Annotated in this window: 19 protein-coding genes and 1 riboswitch; of the genes, 7 read left to right on the top strand and 12 right to left on the bottom strand. The window is 61.1% G+C overall.

Annotation, left to right across the window (positions count from 1 at the left end):
- Positions 1-8 precede the first annotated feature (8 nt).
- The 4 genes from PQR53_RS22215 to PQR53_RS22200 all read right to left on the bottom strand — a co-directional run bounded on the left by PQR53_RS22215 (position 9) and on the right by PQR53_RS22200 (position 4844).
- Complete coding sequence (locus PQR53_RS22215; protein ID WP_408458428.1) at positions 9-1952, bottom strand: branched-chain amino acid ABC transporter ATP-binding protein/permease; 1944 nt, start codon at positions 1950-1952, stop codon at positions 9-11.
- A gap of 10 nt (positions 1953-1962) precedes the next feature.
- Positions 1963-2838, bottom strand: coding sequence for a branched-chain amino acid ABC transporter permease (locus tag PQR53_RS22210; protein WP_179731989.1), 876 nt, complete (start codon positions 2836-2838; stop codon positions 1963-1965).
- Positions 2839-2969: 131 nt separating this feature from the next.
- The gene (locus PQR53_RS22205; protein WP_408458425.1) at positions 2970-4181 is read right to left on the bottom strand and encodes an ABC transporter substrate-binding protein; all 1212 of its coding nucleotides are present in this window, start codon (positions 4179-4181) and stop codon (positions 2970-2972) included.
- Between the two features lie 330 nt (positions 4182-4511).
- A complete protein-coding gene (locus PQR53_RS22200) occupies positions 4512-4844 on the bottom strand; it encodes a DUF4148 domain-containing protein (RefSeq protein ID WP_408458423.1) in 333 nt (110 codons plus the stop codon).
- 296 nt (positions 4845-5140) lie between these two features.
- Between PQR53_RS22200 and PQR53_RS22195 the strand changes: the two genes are divergently transcribed.
- Positions 5141-5626 carry a hypothetical protein gene (locus PQR53_RS22195; RefSeq protein ID WP_408458420.1) on the top strand — a complete coding sequence of 162 codons (486 nt, stop codon included), beginning with the start codon at positions 5141-5143 and terminating at the stop codon, positions 5624-5626.
- Between the two features lie 139 nt (positions 5627-5765).
- Here the strand turns inward: PQR53_RS22195 and PQR53_RS22190 are convergent, their stop codons facing one another.
- Together PQR53_RS22190 and PQR53_RS22185 are read right to left on the bottom strand one after the other, a co-directional pair.
- The gene (locus PQR53_RS22190) at positions 5766-6818 is read right to left on the bottom strand and encodes an alpha/beta hydrolase (protein ID WP_408458417.1); all 1053 of its coding nucleotides are present in this window, start codon (positions 6816-6818) and stop codon (positions 5766-5768) included.
- A 159-nt stretch (positions 6819-6977) separates the two neighbouring features.
- Positions 6978-7985 (bottom strand): zinc-binding alcohol dehydrogenase family protein, encoded by a 1008-nt coding sequence (locus tag PQR53_RS22185; RefSeq protein ID WP_408458414.1) that lies wholly within the window; start codon positions 7983-7985, stop codon positions 6978-6980.
- 125 nt (positions 7986-8110) lie between these two features.
- Between PQR53_RS22185 and PQR53_RS22180 the strand changes: the two genes are divergently transcribed.
- Positions 8111-9025 (top strand): LysR family transcriptional regulator, encoded by a 915-nt coding sequence (locus PQR53_RS22180; protein WP_408458411.1) that lies wholly within the window; start codon positions 8111-8113, stop codon positions 9023-9025.
- A 97-nt stretch (positions 9026-9122) separates the two neighbouring features.
- Here the strand turns inward: PQR53_RS22180 and PQR53_RS22175 are convergent, their stop codons facing one another.
- From PQR53_RS22175 to PQR53_RS22150, 6 genes are all read right to left on the bottom strand, one after another.
- A complete protein-coding gene (locus tag PQR53_RS22175; RefSeq protein ID WP_408458408.1) occupies positions 9123-10499 on the bottom strand; it encodes an MFS transporter in 1377 nt (458 codons plus the stop codon).
- A gap of 81 nt (positions 10500-10580) precedes the next feature.
- Positions 10581-11561 carry a 4-hydroxythreonine-4-phosphate dehydrogenase PdxA gene (locus tag PQR53_RS22170; RefSeq protein ID WP_408458405.1) on the bottom strand — a complete coding sequence of 327 codons (981 nt, stop codon included), beginning with the start codon at positions 11559-11561 and terminating at the stop codon, positions 10581-10583.
- 100 nt (positions 11562-11661) lie between these two features.
- On the bottom strand, positions 11662-12591 hold the full coding sequence (locus PQR53_RS22165; protein ID WP_408458402.1) for a LysR family transcriptional regulator: 930 nt from the start codon (positions 12589-12591) through the stop codon (positions 11662-11664).
- 131 nt (positions 12592-12722) lie between these two features.
- Complete coding sequence (locus PQR53_RS22160; protein ID WP_408458400.1) at positions 12723-13097, bottom strand: tautomerase family protein; 375 nt, start codon at positions 13095-13097, stop codon at positions 12723-12725.
- 95 nt (positions 13098-13192) lie between these two features.
- Complete coding sequence (locus PQR53_RS22155) at positions 13193-13993, bottom strand: acetoacetate decarboxylase family protein (RefSeq protein WP_408458397.1); 801 nt, start codon at positions 13991-13993, stop codon at positions 13193-13195.
- A gap of 329 nt (positions 13994-14322) precedes the next feature.
- The gene (locus PQR53_RS22150; RefSeq protein WP_408458394.1) at positions 14323-15042 is read right to left on the bottom strand and encodes a hypothetical protein; all 720 of its coding nucleotides are present in this window, start codon (positions 15040-15042) and stop codon (positions 14323-14325) included.
- 383 nt (positions 15043-15425) lie between these two features.
- A riboswitch (guanidine-I (ykkC/yxkD leader) is annotated at positions 15426-15525 on the top strand.
- 58 nt (positions 15526-15583) lie between these two features.
- Here PQR53_RS22150 and PQR53_RS22145 point away from each other — a divergent pair.
- The 5 genes from PQR53_RS22145 to PQR53_RS22125 are packed head-to-tail and all read left to right on the top strand — an operon-like array spanning position 15584 to position 19671.
- Entirely contained in the window at positions 15584-16654 is a 1071-nt protein-coding gene (locus tag PQR53_RS22145; protein WP_408458391.1) for a putative urea ABC transporter substrate-binding protein, read from the top strand.
- A 35-nt stretch (positions 16655-16689) separates the two neighbouring features.
- Complete coding sequence (locus PQR53_RS22140; protein ID WP_408458389.1) at positions 16690-17502, top strand: ABC transporter permease; 813 nt, start codon at positions 16690-16692, stop codon at positions 17500-17502.
- Positions 17499-18290 (top strand): ABC transporter ATP-binding protein, encoded by a 792-nt coding sequence (locus PQR53_RS22135; protein WP_408458386.1) that lies wholly within the window; start codon positions 17499-17501, stop codon positions 18288-18290. Before PQR53_RS22140 ends, PQR53_RS22135 begins: the two co-directional genes overlap by 4 nt.
- Positions 18291-18306: 16 nt before the next feature.
- Positions 18307-19011 carry an urea amidolyase associated protein UAAP1 gene (locus PQR53_RS22130; RefSeq protein ID WP_408458383.1) on the top strand — a complete coding sequence of 235 codons (705 nt, stop codon included), beginning with the start codon at positions 18307-18309 and terminating at the stop codon, positions 19009-19011.
- A 15-nt stretch (positions 19012-19026) separates the two neighbouring features.
- Positions 19027-19671, top strand: coding sequence for an urea amidolyase associated protein UAAP2 (locus PQR53_RS22125; RefSeq protein WP_408458380.1), 645 nt, complete (start codon positions 19027-19029; stop codon positions 19669-19671).
- Positions 19672-19740: the final 69 nt, after the last annotated feature.

Below are 19740 nucleotides of genomic sequence, written 5' to 3'. Positions count from 1 at the left end.
GAGCGTCTTCACGCAGCTTGCCCGGCAGCCTGGCCGCCGAGATAGGCCTCGATAACTTTCTCGTTCGACTGGATGTCGGCGGGCTTGCCTTCGGCGATCTTCTGCCCGAAGTCCAGCACGGAGACGCGGTCGCACACGCTCATCACCACGTCCATGTGATGCTCGATCAGCACCACGGTAATGCCGTGATCGCGCACCTTGCGGATGATCGCGACGAGCTCCTTGATATCCGGCGCGGTGAGCCCCGCGGCGGGTTCGTCGAGCAGCAGCAGTTGCGGGTCGAGCGCGAGCGCACGCGCAATTTCGAGCAGCCGCTGCTTGCCGTACGGCAGGTTGCGCGCTTCTTCCCCGGCGACGTTTTCCAGCCCCACGAAACGCAGCATGCCGAACCCACGCTCACGGGCGGCGTGCTCTTCGCGCCTGTAGCGCGCCGACCTCAATCCCACCTCGGCGAGGTTCGTCCTGAACGTGTGATGCAGACCGACCAGTACGTTCTCGAGCGCGGTCATTTCGCCGAACAGCTGGACGTTCTGGAACGTGCGCGCGATACCCGACAAAGCGATCTGCGACGACGTCTTCCCCGCGAGCGACTGGCCGCGATACTCGAGCGTCCCGGCGTTCGGCACGTAGATGCCGGTGAGCACGTTCATCATCGTGCTCTTGCCGGAGCCGTTCGGTCCGATCAAGCCGTGAATCGTCCCACGCTGCACAATCAGGTCGACGTTGTTGAGTGCCTTCAGTCCGCTGAATTGCATCAGAATACCGCGCAGTTCAAGGATGTTCCCGGTCGCGCCGCCCGCATGCACCGCCTGAATTGCGTCACCGCCGATCACCGCCGGTTTCGTCGTATCGACGCTCACCGTGCGAACCCGGCCGTGGGTTACGATCTTGCGCACGAATCCGACCACGCCGTCCTGCAGGTAATACACCACCAGCAGAATCATCAGCCCGAAGATCGTAAGCCGCCAGTCGGCGAGCGTATCGATCCGATATGAGAACGCAGCGAGGCCCACCGTGCCGAGTACCGGAATCGCGACCTTGCGCGGCGCCGATACCTTGCGCGCCAGCGCCACACCCGCGCCGATCACGACGACCGCCGCCAGCACCGAGGCGACAATGCGGAACATGTCGATATCGTCGAGCAGTTTCGGCAGCAGCACGATGATCGCCGAGCCGAGCAACGCGCCGGTGCGCGTCTTGCGCCCGCCCATGATGATCGCGAGCAGGAACAGGATGGTCAGTTCGAAGTTATACGTGTTCGGCGAAATGTACTGCTCCGAATACGAGTACAGACAACCGGCGAGCCCCGCGAAGCCCGCGCTGATCACAAACGCGTACACCTTGTAGCGGTACACGGAAACGCCCATGCAATCCGACGCGATCGGACTGTCGCGCAGCGCCTCGAACGCGCGGCCCAGATGCGACTTCAGCACACGATGCACGACGATCAGCGACACCACCAGCAGCGCCGCGACGAGCCAGTAATATTCGACCTCGTTCATCGGCCTCCCGCCGATCGACGGCTTCGGAATCTTCACGCCCATCGGCCCGTTGGTCAGAAAATCCATCTCGTTGATGAGAATCTGGAGGATCGTGCCGAACGCGAGCGTCACCATCGCGAGATACGGGCCGGACACGCGCAATGCCGGTAACGCGAGAATCGCGCCGAAGCCGGCCGTCACGAGGATCGCGAGCGGCGCGGTGACGAAGAACGGCATGCCTAGCTTGAAAAACAGCACCCCCGCCGTATAAGCGCCCACGCCGAACAGTCCGGCATGTCCGAGCGACACCTGGCCCGTATAGCCGACGACGATGTCGAGACCGAACAGCAGGATCGCGTAGATCATGATGGTCTCGACCAGATGGATGTAATACGGGTTTCCCGACAACACCGGAAACACCGCCAGCACGACCAGCGCGAGTACCGCCGCAATGAGCTTTTTCAGGTTCACGGCGCGGTCCTCATACTTTCTTGATCGAGGTCTTGCCGAACAGCCCGGCAGGTTTCAATGCAAGCACGATCAGCAGCAGCACGAGCCCCGGCACGTCTTTATAGCCGGTCGAAATGTAGAACCCGGTCGTGGTCTCGGCAATGCCGAGGATCACGCCGCCGACCACGATCCCCAACCCGCTCGACAAGCCGCCGATGATCGCCACCGCGAACGCCTTCAGCCCGAGCACGGCGCCCATCGTCGCGCCGGTCAGTGTGAGCGGCGCGATCAGCACGCCGGCAAAGGCGGCGGTCAGCGAAGAAAGCGCATACGAAAACGTGATCACGAGGCCGGTGTTGATGCCCATCAGCGCGGCGGCGTCGCGGTCGTTCGCGGTAGCGACCACCGCTTTACCGAAGATCGTCTTGCGGTTGAAAAACTCGACCGCCAGCATCATCACGAGGGCACCCCCTACCACCAGCAGTTCCATCGGCAGCACATTGGCGCCGAACACCTTGATCGGCGCTTCCGGCAGCGGCGAAGGAAAGCGCAGATCGTCGCGGCCCCAGACGTTTTCCGCGACGTTCTTGAAGATGATGCCGAGCGCGATCGTCGACATGATCCAGCCGAATTCGGATTTGATCCTGATCGCAGGCCGCACCCCGATCCGTTCGACGAATGCGCCCTGCACCAGGCCGAACACGCAAACGATCGGAATCATCAGCCAGTAATTGACGCCGAGCGTGACGAGCGTGAGGCCGACCAGCGCGCCGAGCATCAGCGCGTCGCCCTGGCCGAAGTTAAGCGTGCCGGATGTGGCGAACGTAAGTTGATAGCCGAATGCGATCACGGCGTAGATCATGCCGAGCGCAATGCCGCTATAGATGAGCTGCAGAAGAATGGCCATGTTCGATCGCCCGAGGGTTCACCGCATATAACGCGAAGCCGCCCCCGCCGTCAGGCGGGCGCGGCTCACGGACATCACGCTGCGCTTGCACTGCGCGAGTCTTGTACCTGTTGTTGTGCTTATTGCCGCGCTCAGTTCGTCGCCTGCTTCGTGCGCAACTGGCTGCCGCCTTTCTTGTCGGCGTCGTACGCGTAGACCACGCGACCGCCCTTGACCTCACCGACCACCGGCACGTTCGGGCTGATCGCTTCGTGGTCGTCGTGCGTGAATGGCTTGTCATAAACCATCACGACGCCTTCCACCTTGCTGTTGAGGTTTTCGAGCGCGGCGCGCACTTTCGGACCGTCCGTCGAGCCGGCCTGGGTGATCGCGGCAGCCAGCAGGTAAATCGAGTCGTAGCCTTGAGCGGCGGACACCGGCGAATCGATGCGGTTGTTCTTCGGCTTGAACTCTTTCAGGTAGGCATCGATGAACGCCTTGCGCTTCGGCGTGTTCGCTTCCTGAATGAAGGTCTGCGGCATGCGCGCGCCTTCGCCGTTGGTGCTGGCATTGTCGATGTAGTTAGCCATCGAGAGTGTCCAGCTGCCGATCAGCGGCACTTTCCAGCCGAGCTTGGCCATGCCGTTGGCGATCTGCGCGAGTTCAGGCCCAATGCCGTAGGTCAGCACCGCTTCCGCGCCGGCCTCTTTCGCCTTGAGCAACTGCGCGGTCATGTCCACGTCCTTGATATTGAATTTTTCGACGGCGACCGGCTTCACGCCTTTGGCGGAGAGCGCTTTTTCGAGGTCTTCGCGGCCGAGCTGGCCGTAATTGGTCGAGTCGGCGAGAATCGCGACCTTCTTGAAGCCGCGTCTGGTGACGGCTTCCTCGACGATCATCGGCGCCTGGATGCGGTCAGCGGCGGCGTTGCGGAAGACGTAGTTATCGGGCTGATCGGTGAACTGCTTTGTCACGATACTGCCGGTCGCGACGTTATTGAAAACGGGGATTTTGGCTTCCTGGAAGAAGCGCTGCGAGGCGAGCGCGACGCCGGTGTTGATGTAGCCCACCACCGCGACAACTTTTTCCTTGTTGATCAGTTCTTGCGCGATCTGCACGCCGCGTTCGTTCTTCGCTTCGTCGTCGCGTTCCACCAGCACGATCTGGCGCCCGAGCACGCCGCCTGCCTTGTTGATTTCAGCGGTGGCGAGGCGCACGCCGTCGCGCATGCTGACACCCATTGAAGACGACCCGCCGGTGAAAGGCCCGTCGACACCGATCTTGATCGGATCGGCCGCGTAGCCGACATTGGCGAGGGCACAAAGCGCGAGCGCACCCACTACGCTCTTCAAGCGAATTCCCATGACTGTCTCCGTAGCATGTCTCTTTTATGCCCGAGAACGGCGTCGTGGCTCTCGGGCGCGCCGACTTAACCGTTCTTAGGGAGTCTGACTGTTAATCGGTGAGCCAGTATAGAAAGCGTAATGTTCTAGTAATATGAGGAGTTACCCGCTTGGTGCAATCCCGCAAACGAACGCTCGCCCGGTCGACGGTTTGCCCGATCCGTAATCGACGGCTGCGGAATCCCTGCCTCGCTCACGCGATGATCAAGAAGGGATATCAATGGGTTCGGCATATGCCGCCGGCTAACCGCGGGAACTGAAGGTTTGCCCCTGACGGCGACCGGCGGCACGCTACTCCAAGAGGTCACTGCTCGATTCAATCCGTGTCGTGGGCACCTTCACGTTCTCGCCGAGACAATCGGCACGATATTTCAACCTGAGACGCGCTTGCGCCAACTGGATGTCCGATGGATAGTAGCTTTCGTCGCCAGCCGACGGATCGTAGCCGACCGATTCCAGTTCGCTGAGTTCTTGCATCAGTTGAGCATGCGTGACCGGTTTGCTCAACGGCTGGAAAGGATAGTCGTTGCATTCGGCCGGCGTCAGCTTGCTGGCTGCCGACGCCACGCCGCTTGCCAGCAGCACGCAAAGTGCCACTGCGGATTTGCTCCAGAAGGGTTTCATGTCGTCAGTTCCTTGCGCGGTGTTGTGAGGATGCAATGTTGGGCCGCGCGACGTATCGAACTGCAATGAAACACATGAACATTTAGTTAACCGGATCGTGACACCTGGGTACTTCCAATGTCGACGAAGCAGACGTTCACACCCGATGAAGCCTGTTGATATCCCAGTGGGTCGACGGAGAATGCTATTGCAGCCTCAACGGCCCTGTGCCAACGGATGTGAAGTCCCTTTGTGGTTCCAACGGAATACCGACGGAAGTCGCCGAACTCAAACGTCTGATCATCAGGGGTGACAGTATGGGGTTCTTCGATCTTGGCGAGCAAGAAGAGCGAAGCTTTCTTAGTGTTGTCCGTCACACCGTTCTTGACGGGCCAATTACGCTTGTCAGGTTTTCAAGTTCGACCATTCAGGAGTACGGCGCGTTTGGCAAGTACTGGATGTATGGCTCTGAAATACTTGAAGCACTTGAAAATCGACAAGTCGACCGCTTGATCCGGGAAATTCGACATCGGTGGGCGATATCGAATGATTGGGGTGATCTTGAGAATTCCTGGGTTCTGCACCTACCCGAGGGGCGGCAGCTCAACGCATATTGGGGTTTCGCGAAGTTTCAACCTCGAATCTCAGCAGCAGCAGCCAGGAAGTCAGTTCAACCAGGCACGAAAAGCTATCCGGGCGGCTCGATTCAACTCGTCCTGTCTATCGGTCCTGAAGAGCGGAAATATATTTCCGGGCCATTCAAGACGGTAGGTCTAACCCGGGCAACGATTGCTGATTACTAACACGCGTGGTAGAGCAAACCACCGTCACATGGATTGGCGATTCCATGTAACGGTGACGATGCACAGGATATTGCCGGTAGTGAATTTCCTCGTCTATATCGGCCTGAATATCGGGCAACAGCGCTTCCCCTGAATGGGATCAATGGCCGAGATGCCTGTCGAAGAATTGAGTGATTTCTGCAAATGCAGCTTTGTCCTCGGGCACGCGATCATCCATCTGGTACTGAGCGTGCGACATTCCGTCGAAAACTTCGAGTTGTGCATCGACGCCGGACTGCTGCAGCTTCTGATGTACACGGACCGTGTTGCTGAGCAGCAAGTCGCGTGTTCCGGTGGTCAGGATCGCCGGCGGAAAGCCATGCATATCGCCGTAGACGGGTGAGAGCAGCGGGTCCTTCAGATCATGACCGTGCGCGTAGACAACTGCCGCGGCATGGCAGAACCCATTGGGCGACACCAGCACGTTGTCCACCTTTTCATTCGTGTAGAACGAGTCGCCAGTCTTCGTCAGGTCGGACATCGGCGTACCGGGCGCGATCGCACCCGGCATTTGCAGCCCTTCCTGCTTCGCGCGCAGCATCAGCTCAAGCACGAGCGCGCCGCCGGCCGAGGTCCCGAAAACGCCCACATTCTTCGGGTCGTTCTTCTGGAGCACTGACTTATACACAGTCTCGACGTCGTCGATCGCCGCGGGGAAATAAGCCTCGGGCGGCATGCGGTAGTCGACCGAAATGACCTTGTAGTGTCCAAGACCCGCCATGATGATGGCCTCGCCCGTTCCCGACTCGCCAGGGTAAAGCTCATAGCAGCCGCCGTGGATATGAATCAGCACCTTGTCGCGATGTTCGGGCGGAATATTGTTGGGCGTCACGATGTGCACCCTTACGCCATTGATCGTCGATGCCTGCACCGTCACGTCCAGACGCTCGCGCATGGCCGGGAGCGTTTGCATGGTCTTGGCGGCCTGTGCGTCGGCAGCCTTTCTCCATTGCTCGCCGGTCGTCCACAAGACATTCCAGGCGGGGTTGAGTGGCGCCGCAATGAGCTTTTGCAATTGGGGGCTGACTTCCGTCGGCACCGGAATGGTCTTCGCGGGCACTTCGCGAGGCGCAAGCGTGCCGTCGTCGGCAAGCGCCGCGCCGGAAACCGAGGCGCAGGCGACGCACGCGAGAAGGATTTTAGTGAGCTTCATCGTAGAACTGTTTCCTCTTCTGGCCTGAACGGCCACCTAATAAATCTTGCGGCTAACTTCCGGCGTAACGCCGCCGCCCGTAGAAAATCGATGTTCTTGTCACGGCCTCGACCTGCTTCGGCAGCTCACGGCAACAGAAACAGAAAGCCGGCTGGCGACTCAAAACCCTTCGAGAACAATCTTGCCGCGCGCGCGATTGCTTTCGATGAGGGCGTGCGCGCGCCGCAGGTTTTCGGCGTTGATCGACCCGAGATGCTCGCCGAGTGTCGTACGCAGCGTGCCGGCATCGATCAGCGCGGCGATGCGCTCAAGGATCTCGTGCTGGCGGATCATATCCGGCGTCTCGAATAAAGAGCGCGTAAACATGAGTTCCCAGTGCAGCGAGATCGCCTTCAACTTGAGCGGCATCGCGTCGAGTGTTTGCGGATCGTCGATGACGCCAAGCTTGCCTTGCGGCGCGAGCACTTCGACGATCTGGGGATAGTGGACCTCGGTATGCGTGAGGCTCGCGACATAGCGCACCTGCGCAACGCCGATCCGACCTAGCTCTTCTGCCAGCGGACGCGTGTGATCAATGACGTCGTGCGCGCCCAGATCTCGAACCCATTCTTGCGTCTGCGGCCGTGATGCCGTGCCGATCACGCGCAGCTTCGTCAATTGCCGCGCGAGCTGAGTGAGAATCGAGCCAACGCCGCCGGCCGCACCGATAATCAGGAGCGCGTCACCGTCGCCGCCGCCCTCGGCAACGCAGAGGCGATCGAAGAGCAGTTCCCAGGCCGTGACTGAAGTGAGCGGCAATGCAGCGGCGCGCGCGTCATCGAGCGTGGTGGGTTGATGACCGGCGATGCGCTCGTCGACGACGCTGTACTCGGCATAGGCGCCGGGGCGGGTGACGGAACCGGCGTAAAACACACCGTCGCCGACCTTGAAGAGTGTGACCGCCGCGCCGACCGCCTCCACCGTCCCGACGGCATCCCATCCGAGCAGGCGCGGCGTATCGCCTAGAAGCCCCGCCCGGACCTTGGCGTCGACAGGGTTCACCGCGATCGCGCGAATCTTCACTAGCAGATCGTGCGGCCCTGGCTCGGGCTTCGGCAATTCCGTTTCGTAAAGTGCGCGCGGATCTTCGGCCGGCAGCCCGGTTTGGTCGTAAACGATGGCTTTCATCTGCGTTACTAGTTGGTGTTCGAGAGCGAGCCGCTTTTGCGACTTGGACAGCCTTTAATGATGCGCTGCACAAGCATTTCGAAAAACGGCGAAAATCGGATAAAACTTTCACTACAGGAATGAAAATGATTCGGTTCGACGACCTGGCGCTGTTCGTGCGCACCGCTGCGCTCGGCAGCTTCTCGAACGCGGCTCGCGAAGCGGGTCTGCTGCCGGGCCAGGTCAGCGCGGCAGTTCAAAGGCTCGAGCGCGAGCTCGACATTCGTTTGTTTGCACGCTCCACGCGCAGCCTGCGGCTGACTGCCCAAGGCGAGGATTATCTGCCGTACGCGCAGCAGGTGCTCGCGACATTGCAGGAGGGGCGCGAGCGCCTGTGTGGCGAGGCGGATGTGCTGCAGGGGCTTTTGCAGATCGCCGCGCCGTCGGATCTGGGCCGCAATGTTCTGCTGCCCTGGATCACGGCGTTTCGCGAGGCGCATCCGAAGCTGTCGGTGCGGCTCTTTTTGTCGGATCAGCTGACCGACATGTTTCGCGATCCGGTCGAGATCGCCATCCGCTACGGCCGCCCCGATAACGCGAGCCATGTCGCGCTGCCGCTTGCCAGCGACAACCGGCGTGTGCTCGTCGCGTCGCCCGCCTATCTGCAACGGCATGGGCGGCCGCGCACACTGGACGAACTGGCAGCGCACCAATGCCTGCTCTACGTCCTGGCTGGACGCGTCTACGACAAATGGGTGTTCCCGGTGGAGGGCGAACGCCGCCAGGTTGCCGTCGCCGGATCGCTCTTTTGCGACGACGCGGACGTGGCACGGCGCTGGGCGATCGAAGGCCAGGGTATTGCGTACAAATCGTGGCTCGATGTGTGCGCCGACGTGCAGGCGGGTCGACTCGAAGTGCTGATGCCCGGGCAGCCCGGCGAGGCGGCGCCGCTAAACCTGATCTGCACGCATCGCAAGCAGTTCTTTCCCGCGATCCGGCAACTGCATGGGGTGCTGAAGGAGCGGGTATCGGCACTTACAGCGCTGTTGCCGAAGCAATGAAGGGGTCGAGCCGCCGCCAACGAAACATCTCCACGCCATCAAGCCGGAATCCGCCGAACGCGATCAAGCCAGGTTATGCGATAAATACGCATCGGATTTAGCTCGCATCTGCGTCCATGACCGTGACGCTTTTTCCCTCCCCGCCTTGGTTCATTCGCTGACCAGATCGAGCCGGCATTGGGTCAGCATTTCCCGACGGATCGAGGCCCTCGCCAATGTCGAGGTCTGGCCGGATTTTTAGTGTCATAGCCGTGCCAAGTAGCAGAAAGAGCAAGGATCCGACGAACGGCAGACTCCAGTTTCCGGTCGCATCGATCACCGCCCCGAACACCACGGGCGAGATGATCGTGGCTAAGGCGGCACCCGTATTGAGCATGCCGCTCGCCGTGCCCGCATGGCGTTCGGCCACATCCATGGGCACTGCCCAGATTGGCCCGATGGTCAGTTCAAGCATGAAGAACGCGCCGGACAGGCACAGCGTCACGACTGTCAGGTCCCGGCTGATCATCACCGGAATCATGAAGACGAATGCACCCAGCAGACTGAACGCAATCACCCCCTGACGCGCGAGCTTGAGGTTGCCCGTACGCTTTAACACCCGGTCGCTCAGAAAGCCCCCAAGGACGTCACCGACCACGCCGGCGAGAAACACGCCAGAGGAAAATATGGCGGACTCCTTGAGATTCAATCCGTAGCCGTGCAGGAAGAAGAGCGGCACCCAGCTGAAAAACAGCGTGTTGCTCCACACCTGGCAGAAGTACACGAAGATCGTAGGCGACATGCGATGCAGGATGCGACGCCACGGCGTGCCTTGACGTTCCTGCGACTGATGGACGATGCCCACAGGCAGACACGCGAGTTCTGCTTCGTTGACGCGCGGATGCGCGCGCGGATCGTCCCGGTAATACACCATCCACACGACGATCCACGCCGCCGTGAAAACGCCGACGAGAATGAACGACAGACGCCATGAATAGAGCGTCGCGAGCAACACGACCAGCGTCGGCGCCGCGGCATTGCCGAGCCGCGACGACGAATGGGTGACGCCTTGAACGAAGCCACGGTCCTTCGTATGAAACCAGTTCGCAATGGCGCGCGCCTGAGCGGGCAGAGCCGCGCCTTCGCCGACGCCGAGCAACAACCGCGCCGCGCACAGCGATGCAAGACCGCCGACCATCCCCGTTGCGATCGTTGCGACGACCCATATCGAGCCGCAGATCAGCAACGTGCGGCGCGCGCCCATGCGATCGGCGAGCCAGCCGCCGATGATCTGAAAAATCGCATACGTATAGCCGAACGCCGAGAATGCGACGCCCAGCGTGGTGTTCGACAGGCCGAGTTCGGCTTTGATTGGTCCGGCTGCGGCAGCGAGGTTAACCCGATCGAGATACAGGATGAATGACATCGCACACAGAAGCGTGAGCACGCCCTGCTGAACGTGCGTACGCGGGGAACGCGTCAATTTCGGATTCATGTCTCCTCCGGAAGATTGCCGGCTTACGCGCAGCGCGCGCAGCCAGTCTGTATGGGTTGTGGGACGGGTGACGCGCGCCGCTCAGAGGGCTGCGGTCTGCCGGGATCGGACCATGCGGCAGGCGACATCGAAAGCGCGCGCCATCGCGGTGCCGCTCGCCTTGCCCTGGCCGACGATGTCGTACGCCGTGCCGTGCGCCGGGGTCGTCAACGGTATCGGCAAGCCGCCTTCCACGGTGACGCCTACGTCGAAGCCGAGCAGCTTGGTCGCGATCTGCCCCTGGTCGTGATACATCGTGACAATGCCGTCGAGATCGCCGGCTCGCGCACGCAGAAAGATCGTGTCCGCGGGATACGGACCCGTCGAGTCAAATCCCTGCGACTCCGCGAGCGCCATACCCGGTTCGATGATGTCGCTCTCTTCGGTGCCATAGTTGCCGTGGTCGCCGTTATGCGGGTTGAGCCCGCACACGCCAATACGAGGCGCATCGTTTCCGGACGCCCGAAGCGCTTCAGTCAGCATCCGGATCGCATCGGCCACGGCTCGGGGCGACAGATGCGCGGAGACTTCCCTGAGCGGCATGTGCGAGGTGACGCGCGCCGTCCATAGCGGCTCGAGCACGTTCAGTTCGCCACATACGCCCTGGTGATCCAGCAGCTTCGCGAACCAGCGCATTTCGTCTTCTTCCATCATGCCGCCCGCGCGCAGCGCGCTCTTGTTGAGCGGCCCAAAACAGACGCCGTCGGCGCGCCCATCGACTACGTATTGCACGGCGAGGCGCAGCGAATCCAGCATGAAGCGGCCACTGGCCTCGCTGATGACGCCCGGTGGGAACACCGCGTCGCTGCCGGCCCAGGACGGAATATCGAGCCAGTCGGCAGCTTGCGGCAACTCGACGCCGGCAGCCGACGCGCCGCGCGCGATGGCGGCGTGATTGCCAATAAGAGTGACATGCGCCTGTTGGCGAGTGGCAGGATCCGCAAGCAGGCGCACGATGATCTCGGCGCCGATGCCAGCGGGATCGCCGATGCAAAGGACAATTCGAACGGGTTGCGAAGACATGGAACTCCAGCAGCGAGAACGATGGGATCGCTACACTTTCCAGGTAGCGGTGACGCCTAAAGATAAAAAGGATCGGCGCCCAGCGCCATCGCTCATTAGGCTATGCAGGTTTCGAATTCTGCGAAACCTGCGCTGCAAGGAGTTCGATCACGGACAGTGCGGAGGATGAAATGGATTCAGGCGGCAAATGGCACAGCAGGAACTGCCGGGTGGCCCACTCGCCTTCGATCGGCAGCACGCGGAAGCGCCTGCCGCCCGCCAGCACCCGGGCGACACCAAGCGGCATGACGCCGATCCCAACGCCCGCGGCGACCATGGCGGTCATGCTGTCGAAGCTGCCCACACGGATGCGCATATGCAGGACGCGAGCGCTATGGTTCGCGAGACGGCCGAGCGCGATTGATATCGCGGAACCTTCGGTCAGGCCAATCACGTCGTATGCGAACAGGTCATGGAGCGTGACCCGCTTCAGTTCGGCGAGCGGATGATCGGCGCTCGTCAGCACGACGAGCCGGTCCTCGCGATACTTCTGGGTTGGAAAATCGAGGTGACCCAGCGAGGCCTCGTAGATGCCGATATCGACGACACTACGTGAAAGCGCCTGCATGACGCCGTGACTGTTCAACTCCTGCAGATCGATCCGGATGCCGGGATACATTGCATGGCATCGCTGCACATCTTGCGCGAGGAACTGAAGGACAGCAGACGTACAAGCCGCAATTTTGACGATCCCGCGATCGCCCTGGCGAAAGGCCGATGCGTCGTCGTGCATGCGCGCGGCCGAATGAATCATGCTGCGGGCGTGGGCAAGCAAGGTGCGACCTGCGTCGGTGAGCGTCATGCCGTGAGGGCGGCGTTCGAACAGTGCCACACCAAACTGCGATTCCAGCTCGGTGATGCGCCTCGAAGCCGCCGCCGGCGCTAGCGCAAGACGGTCCGCCGCCTTGGTGACGGCGCCTAGTTCGGCTGTCGCTTCGAATAGACGGAGCGTCGTAAGATCAAAACGGAGGTTTTCAGCGCGGCGGGGCATCGGAGTGGGAAATCGGTGGCGGCAACGGTGTCGATTGTATCGGGCACGGCACGAAGCCGACCACGCTCAGTCATTCCGTTGTTTGCTGGTGCGTGAACGTGGGCAGCGCAGCGCGCCTGCGCGCCATTACCCTATTCGCTCGCGACGTCCGGCATGACCTGTCCCATTTCCATCGCCTGACTGGCTGGCACTTCCTGAATGCCGATGACAATCTGGTCATCCGGCGCTCCAGTGGCGCTCTGAAACAGTCTCCAAAGACGCTGTATCAGTTCCCGCTTATATTCAGGTGGCCGCCCGGCCCGCATCAAAAGCGTCAGCGCGGCAGTTGCCGCGGGTTTTCCCGCGGTGAACCCGCTGCCCGGCGCATAGTCCTGAAACACGACATGCACCCAATTTTTCGGCACACCCGCGTATTCGGAATGCAGCGTCGTCAGTTCCATCGCTAGCCTGGCCCTGGCGTCGCTGCTGAGTGCGCCGTCCTGAGTAATCAACGTATAGAGCGGCATGAGAGCGAATCCTCTATCGACGTTTCGCGAGCGTTCATCTTGACGGTGACCCGCATAAGCTGGCCCCTTGCCAACGCTCGGGGCCATCCAGACGATCAGCCGACGTAGTTCTTCAGAATGCGCAGGTCGGTCACCGAGTACGCCATCCCAAGCCGATAGCCTCGACCGACGCGCAGCGGCGCAATCAGATGCATGTCCTCGCCGTCGACTTCGGGAAGCTTCAGTTCCGCCGCTCCGGTCCAGACGTCCACGATCGCGAGATTGTCCGTGAGCGACATCGTCAGTTCGTCGACGGGTGGTTTGTCCTGAAAGCCCGCGGCGAGTTGAGGAAAGTAACGGCGCATGGTGGTCGGCCGGTTGAAAACGGTCGTCGGGTCAGCGACGGGTTCCTCGAGCTGGATACGGGCGGTTGCCAGCCGTTCGCCGTGAGCGGACACGCTGGCGCCGAAGCGGCTTCCTTTGGCAAGCGGCGCGGCCGCCGCGCTGGGAGCGGAGAAACTGCGGGTCTGATAGACACTGGCGAGTTTCTTCGGAAATCCCTGTGCCCATCCGCGGGCGATGGCGGCATCGTTGTCGACGAAGATGTAGGGGCAATAATTGACCGGAAGACCTTCGAAGACTGCCTCGACCAGAACGAAGGCCTCGCGGTATTGATACCGCGCAGGGTCCGTCAATTCGTCATTGGAACCGGTGAACTGCCAGTCCAGAAACCAGAAAAAGGCGCGCCCTCCTGATTTCTCGTCCACCGTGACGCCTGGCGGCAGGAGCGCAGCGATCGCCTTCTGGTCGGCCCAGTATTCGATGGCGAGACAATCACTGGAATAGTGCCACGGCGGCAGCGTTGCCAGTGCGGACTTTCCTTGCGGCGTGATGGGAACTGAAAAAGCTTTAGGCATCTCGTTTCGCCCTCGATTGATATGTCGGCCGCGCGATGCGCGGGCAACGTCGTGCCAACAGACCGGAGCATTGAACGCTCCCCGAGCCGGGGTTCGCTTCAGTGTCCTAGGCAGCTTCGAGGATAGTGAGCAGGTGAAAGGACCGCTATTACATAAAACTGGTATCCGCCGCGTGTACGCCGGTGGTCTTGCGACCGCCCATGGCCCCGCAAGCGCCATTGAATGTGATGTGCGAGCAGGACGTTAGCAACAGGAGGACGAGGCGAGTCCAATCGAAACAGGAGCTTCCGTACAGGCAGCGCCCGCGAACTCAAGCCATTGCGACAAACTCAGTTCCGCGCTCTTTCAATCGCGTTGGCAGCCAGTTCGCGCGCGAGGTCGGCGTACAACTCGGCCCATTTGCCGAGCAAGCCGGGATCGTCGGTGAGAAAGAGCGGATGTTCGGCCCACGCGCTGACGTCCGCGTCTTTCCAGGCCATTTCGAAGATTCGCAGATCTTCGTCTTCGCTCACGCCGCGATCGACCAGTTCGCGGAACGACGCGAGCTCGCTGAGCTGCATATTCGCCGCCGGGATTTTGTGAATGGCCGCCAGCGCACTGGCCGCGCGTTGACGGGCGTCGTCACGATCATCGGCAAACAGGAATACGATGCTTGCTTCGTGGGCGTTACTGAACACAGCCCGATAGAGCGAAGTTTTGCAGCGAGCGCTGAGTTGCGTGCCCATGGTGACCTCGATTGCCGAAGACGGCTCGTCATCTTGACCGATGAGTTGAGTGATGAGTTGAGCGATGGATTGAGCGCCGCTATGTTGTGCTTCGAGTCGGCGCTGTCGGTTGCGGTATCTGTCGCTGCTCCAGTACACATACATTCCGCATACGACCAGAGAGGCCAGTGAGAGAATTCCCACCCCCCCAAGTACTGCCAGATCGGCGTGCGCCATTTTTTCAGGCCCCCCTTTAGTCCAGCTTGTACTTCGTCTCCCTGTCCGGCGCCCTTCGGCAAGTTCAGCAGAATCCGGGGCCGCCGCGTATCGCTCTGCTCTCTTCATCGGGTGACGTGAGCCTGTCATCGGAGAGGCGATGCCTCGAGTATCCGGCGGCGATTCTCAGCGATCAACCGGGCACACCTCTCTATTGACCAAAGCGGCTCGCTATAGGAGTCTAGTGGGCTGTAGTCGCCGTACCAGCTTGAGGCTTCCCGGGTTGGAAACCACAAATCAGTCACAACCGGCCGGGTTTCGTTACTTACGATGCCTTCGCACAATCAATGCACAAATAGAGTGCCCGTTCGCATACACGGGTGCGCGCCATCACTGAAACGGGGCAGACGCCCGCTGCAACGCCGCAAAATGCGCCTCTTTCCGTTTGGCACGCTTCTCGCTTTATAACGATGGCAAGGGGCCGGCGCATCATCCGGTTCATAGACAATCTGGAAATGGACGGCTAGGGTTCCGGCCTGCTTCACGCAGGTGCTGGTCCGAGAGCTGTCGACCTCAGGCGAGGTTACACGGCGGGACAAAAGCCCGGGAGAGAACGCGATGTTTGCGCTGCTCCCTGCCGTCGCTAACCGTCCCTTCCGAGGTCAACCTCATGCGCAAGCTCGTTCGCTTTCTCGGCATCGCCGCTGTCTCCCTCGCCACCCTCGCCTCAACTTCAGCATTCGCCGCAGGCCGTACCGACTTCAAGGTCTGCTGGACCATCTACGCCGGCTGGATGCCGTGGGGTCAGGCAAAGACTCAGGGCATCGTCTCCAAGTGGGCCAAAAAATACGGCATCAACGTCGATGTCGTGCAACTGAACGACTACGTCGAATCCATCAATCAGTACACCGCCGGCAAGTTCGACGGCTGCGCGATGACCAATATGGATGCGCTGACCATTCCGGCCTCGGGCGGCGTGGATTCGACTGCGCTGATCGTCAGCGACTATTCGAACGGCAACGACGGCGTGCTCATCAAGGGCAAGGGTAAGCAGATTGCCAACCTGAAGGGCCAGCAGATCAATCTGGTCCAGTTCTCCGTTTCGCACTACCTGCTCGCACGCGCCCTCGAAAGCGCGCATATGAGCGAGCGCGACCTCAAAGTGGTCAACACGTCCGATGCCGACATCGCCGGCGCGTTCGCGACGCCCGCGGTTCAAAACACGGTGACGTGGAACCCGATGCTCGCTGACCTGAAAGCCCAGCCGAACGTCTCCGAAGTCTTCGACTCGAGCAAGATCCCCGGCGAAATCATGGACATGATGGTGGTCAACACCAAAACCCTCCATGACAACCCTGCCCTCGGCAAGGCGCTGACGGGCGCGTGGTTCGAGATGGTCGCGCTGATGCACGCCAATAGCGCCGACAGCACCGCCGCGCTCACTGCGATGGCCAAAGCATCGGGCACCGATCTCGCGGGCTTCAGGGGCCAGTTGTCGACCACCGCGCTGTTCTACACGCCGAAAGCCGCGCTCGATTTCGTCACCAGCCCCGACATGCCGAAAATCATGACGCGTGTTGCCAGGTTCTCGTTCGATCATGGTCTGCTCGGACAGGATGCCAAGAGCGCGGACGTGGTCGGCATGGCGTTCGACAAAGGCGTCGTGGTCGGCAACAAGAGCAATGTGAAGCTGCGTTTCGATCCGACCTACGTCGAAATGGCGGCGGCCGGAAAGCTCTGAGCCCAACCTCTCACGCATTCGTCAAGGCGGCCACCATGCGACTCATCAATCGACATCCCAGCCGAAGCGGCGGCCTGATGCTGCTGTTGCTGCCGTTCATCATGCTGATGGCGGTGTATTTCACCGGGTCGTCGATGCGGCTCAAGCTCAATCCCGACGACAAGCTGCTGCCAGCCGCGACGCAGATGAGCGAAGCCATCAAGCAGGTCGCCTTCACCGAGGACAAGCGCACGGGCGAGTATCTGCTGTGGGCTGATACGGTTTCGAGCTTGCGGCGGCTCGGCATCGGCCTCCTCGTGAGCGCCGTGATCGCGCTCACGGTGGCCATCGCCACCGGGTCGTTTCCGTTGGTGAGCGCGACGTTTTCACCGTTCATCACGGTGATCTCGATGATCCCGCCGCTCGCGGTGCTGCCCATTCTATTCATCGTGTTCGGGCTCGACGAATTGTCGAAGGTGGTGCTGATCGTGGTTGGCATTACCCCGATGATCATCCGTGACCTGCATTCGCGAGCCCGGGAAATCCCGGCCGAGTTGTGGGTCAAGGCGCAGACGCTCGGCGCGAACAGCTGGACGTTGATTCTGCGTCTCGTGCTGCCGCAATTGCTGCCGCGTCTGCTGGTGGCGATGCGTCTGTCGCTCGGTGCGGCATGGCTCTTTCTGATCGCAGCGGAAGCGATCGCTTCGACGGACGGCCTCGGCTACCGCATCTTTCTGGTGCGCCGCTACCTCGCGATGGACGTGATCCTGCCGTACGTGGCCTGGATCACGCTGCTCGCGTGGCTCATCGACGAGTTGCTGCGCCGCGTGACGCAGTGGTCGTTCCCCTGGTTTGGAGCCGCACGATGATCGAAGTTCGCAACGTCTGGAAGGAATACGGCGATCAGATCGTGCTCGAACGATTGAACCTGCGTATCGAAGCAGGCGAGTTCTGTTCGCTGGTCGGCGCATCGGGTTGCGGAAAATCGACCTTCCTGCGGCTGTTGCTCGGCCAGGAGCGCGCCACGCGCGGCGAGATTCTGCTGGACGGTCAACCGCTGCCCGGCGAGCCCGATGCGCATCGCGGCGTGGTGTTTCAGCGCTATTCAGTGTTCGACCATCTCACGGTGATTCGCAACGTGATGCTGGGGCTCGAATTGCCGCGCGCGAAGTTCACGGGCCGGCTGTTCGGCGCGCAACGGCGTGCGGCGCGTGACGAGGCCGCGGCGATGCTGGAACACGTCGGTCTCGGCGCGGCGTTGGACAAATATCCGCAGCAACTATCGGGCGGCATGCAACAGCGGCTCGCGATCGCTCAGGCGCTGATGATGAAGCCGCGCGTCTTGCTGCTCGATGAGCCATTCGGCGCGCTCGATCCCGGCATCCGCAAGGACATGCACGAGCTGCTGCTGAGCCTGTGGCGCGAATCGAAACTCACCATCTTCATGGTCACGCATGATCTGAAGGAAGGCTTCACGCTGGGCAGCCGCGTGCTGGTATTCGACAAGGTCCGCGTCGACCCTCAGGCGCCCGGCGCCTACGGTGCGCGTATCACCTACAACATTCCGCTCGACCATAGCCGCGACTGCGCGTCGTCCATTCATCTGGCCCAGGCCGTGGTGGAAGGCGCATCGCGGGTCGAAGCGGTCTCAGCCTGACAGGAATTTCAACAACATGGATGTGCTACTCGAAGAAACCGTCCCCGGCGGCGGCCATACGTCGCTGATCGTCAAGCGCGGGCAGTCGTTGCGCGTTACCGACCTGCGCGGTGGCGCGAACGTCAGCGTGATGTTGATCAATGCCAGCGAGAAGAGCGAACGGCTCAACCTGCCCGATACGCTGAAGTGCCAGCACACGGCGAAACTCACGGCCGGTCATTGCCTGTACTCCGATATGGGCCGCGTGCTTGCCGCGATCGTGGCGGACACCTGCGGCTGGCACGACAGCATTGGCGGTGTATCGAACGCGGAAGAAGTGCAGGAACACTACGGTGCGGGCCGCTACCAGGAACTGCGCAACGCGTTCTATCGCAACGGCACCGACAATCTGCTCGTCGAAATGGGCAAGTGGGGGCTCGGCATTCAGGACCTGCTGATGACGCTCAATCTTTTTAGCCGGGTCGACGTCACGGATGCGGGCGCCCTGAATTTCGTGCCCGGCAATTCGAAGGCCGGCGATTACGTCGAGCTGTATGCGCCGATGAACACGCTCGTCGTGCTCACCGCGATCCAGCACCCGCTCGATCCGTATCCGGAATACGCGCCAAAGCCGGTCAAGCTTGCGTTGAGCCATGCAGAGCGCGGCGTCGCCGAGCTTTGCCGAACCGCGTGCGAGGAAAACGTGCGCGGTTTCATCAACACCGATCGTCTGTTTCTTTGAGCGGAGCCCGACATCATGACAACAACAACGCTTACCGTCAGCGATAAACGCCCTGAAAACGCCGTCTTTCGCGAGACACTCGCGGCCGGTGAACCGTGGCTTCACGAGCTGAAAGCTGGGCAGACGCTACGCATTCTCGATCTGGAAGGCAATCAGGCCGTCGATACGCTGTTCTACAGTCTCGCCGATCCGCGTGAGCGTTTCGACCCGCAACGTACGCTGCGCCGGCAGAAAAGCCTGTACCTGACAACCGGCACCGTGCTGTATTCGAACCTCGGCAATCCGCTGCTGACAATCGTCGCCGATACCTGCGGCCGTCACGATACGCTCGGCGGCGCTTGCGCACAGGAAAGCAACACGGTGCGTTATGCGCTGGAAAAGCGCTACATGCATAGCTGCCGCGATAACTACCTGCGCGCCTGTGCGCACGATGGACGTTTGTCGAAGCAGGATATCGGCGCGAACATCAACTTCTTCATGAACGTTCCGGTGACGTCCGTGGGCGGTCTGACGTTCGAGGACGGCATCTCGGCGCCCGGCAAGTACGTGGAATTGCGCGCGGAAATGGATGTGATCGTGCTGATCTCCAACTGCCCGCAGTTGAACAATCCGTGCAATGCCTATAACCCGACACCCGCGGAGCTGCTGATATGGAACTGAAGCGTATCCGCAACTGGCTGTATTTCGTCATGCTGGTTCGCTCCGGACGATGCTGCACCTGCACGCGCG

The sequence above is a fragment of the Paraburkholderia fungorum genome, from assembly GCF_046027605.1.
In the GTDB taxonomy this organism is placed as follows: domain Bacteria; phylum Pseudomonadota; class Gammaproteobacteria; order Burkholderiales; family Burkholderiaceae; genus Paraburkholderia; species Paraburkholderia fungorum_F.
Note: the sequence above shows the minus strand (reverse complement) of the source record. Positions and strands in the feature narration are given on the sequence as shown.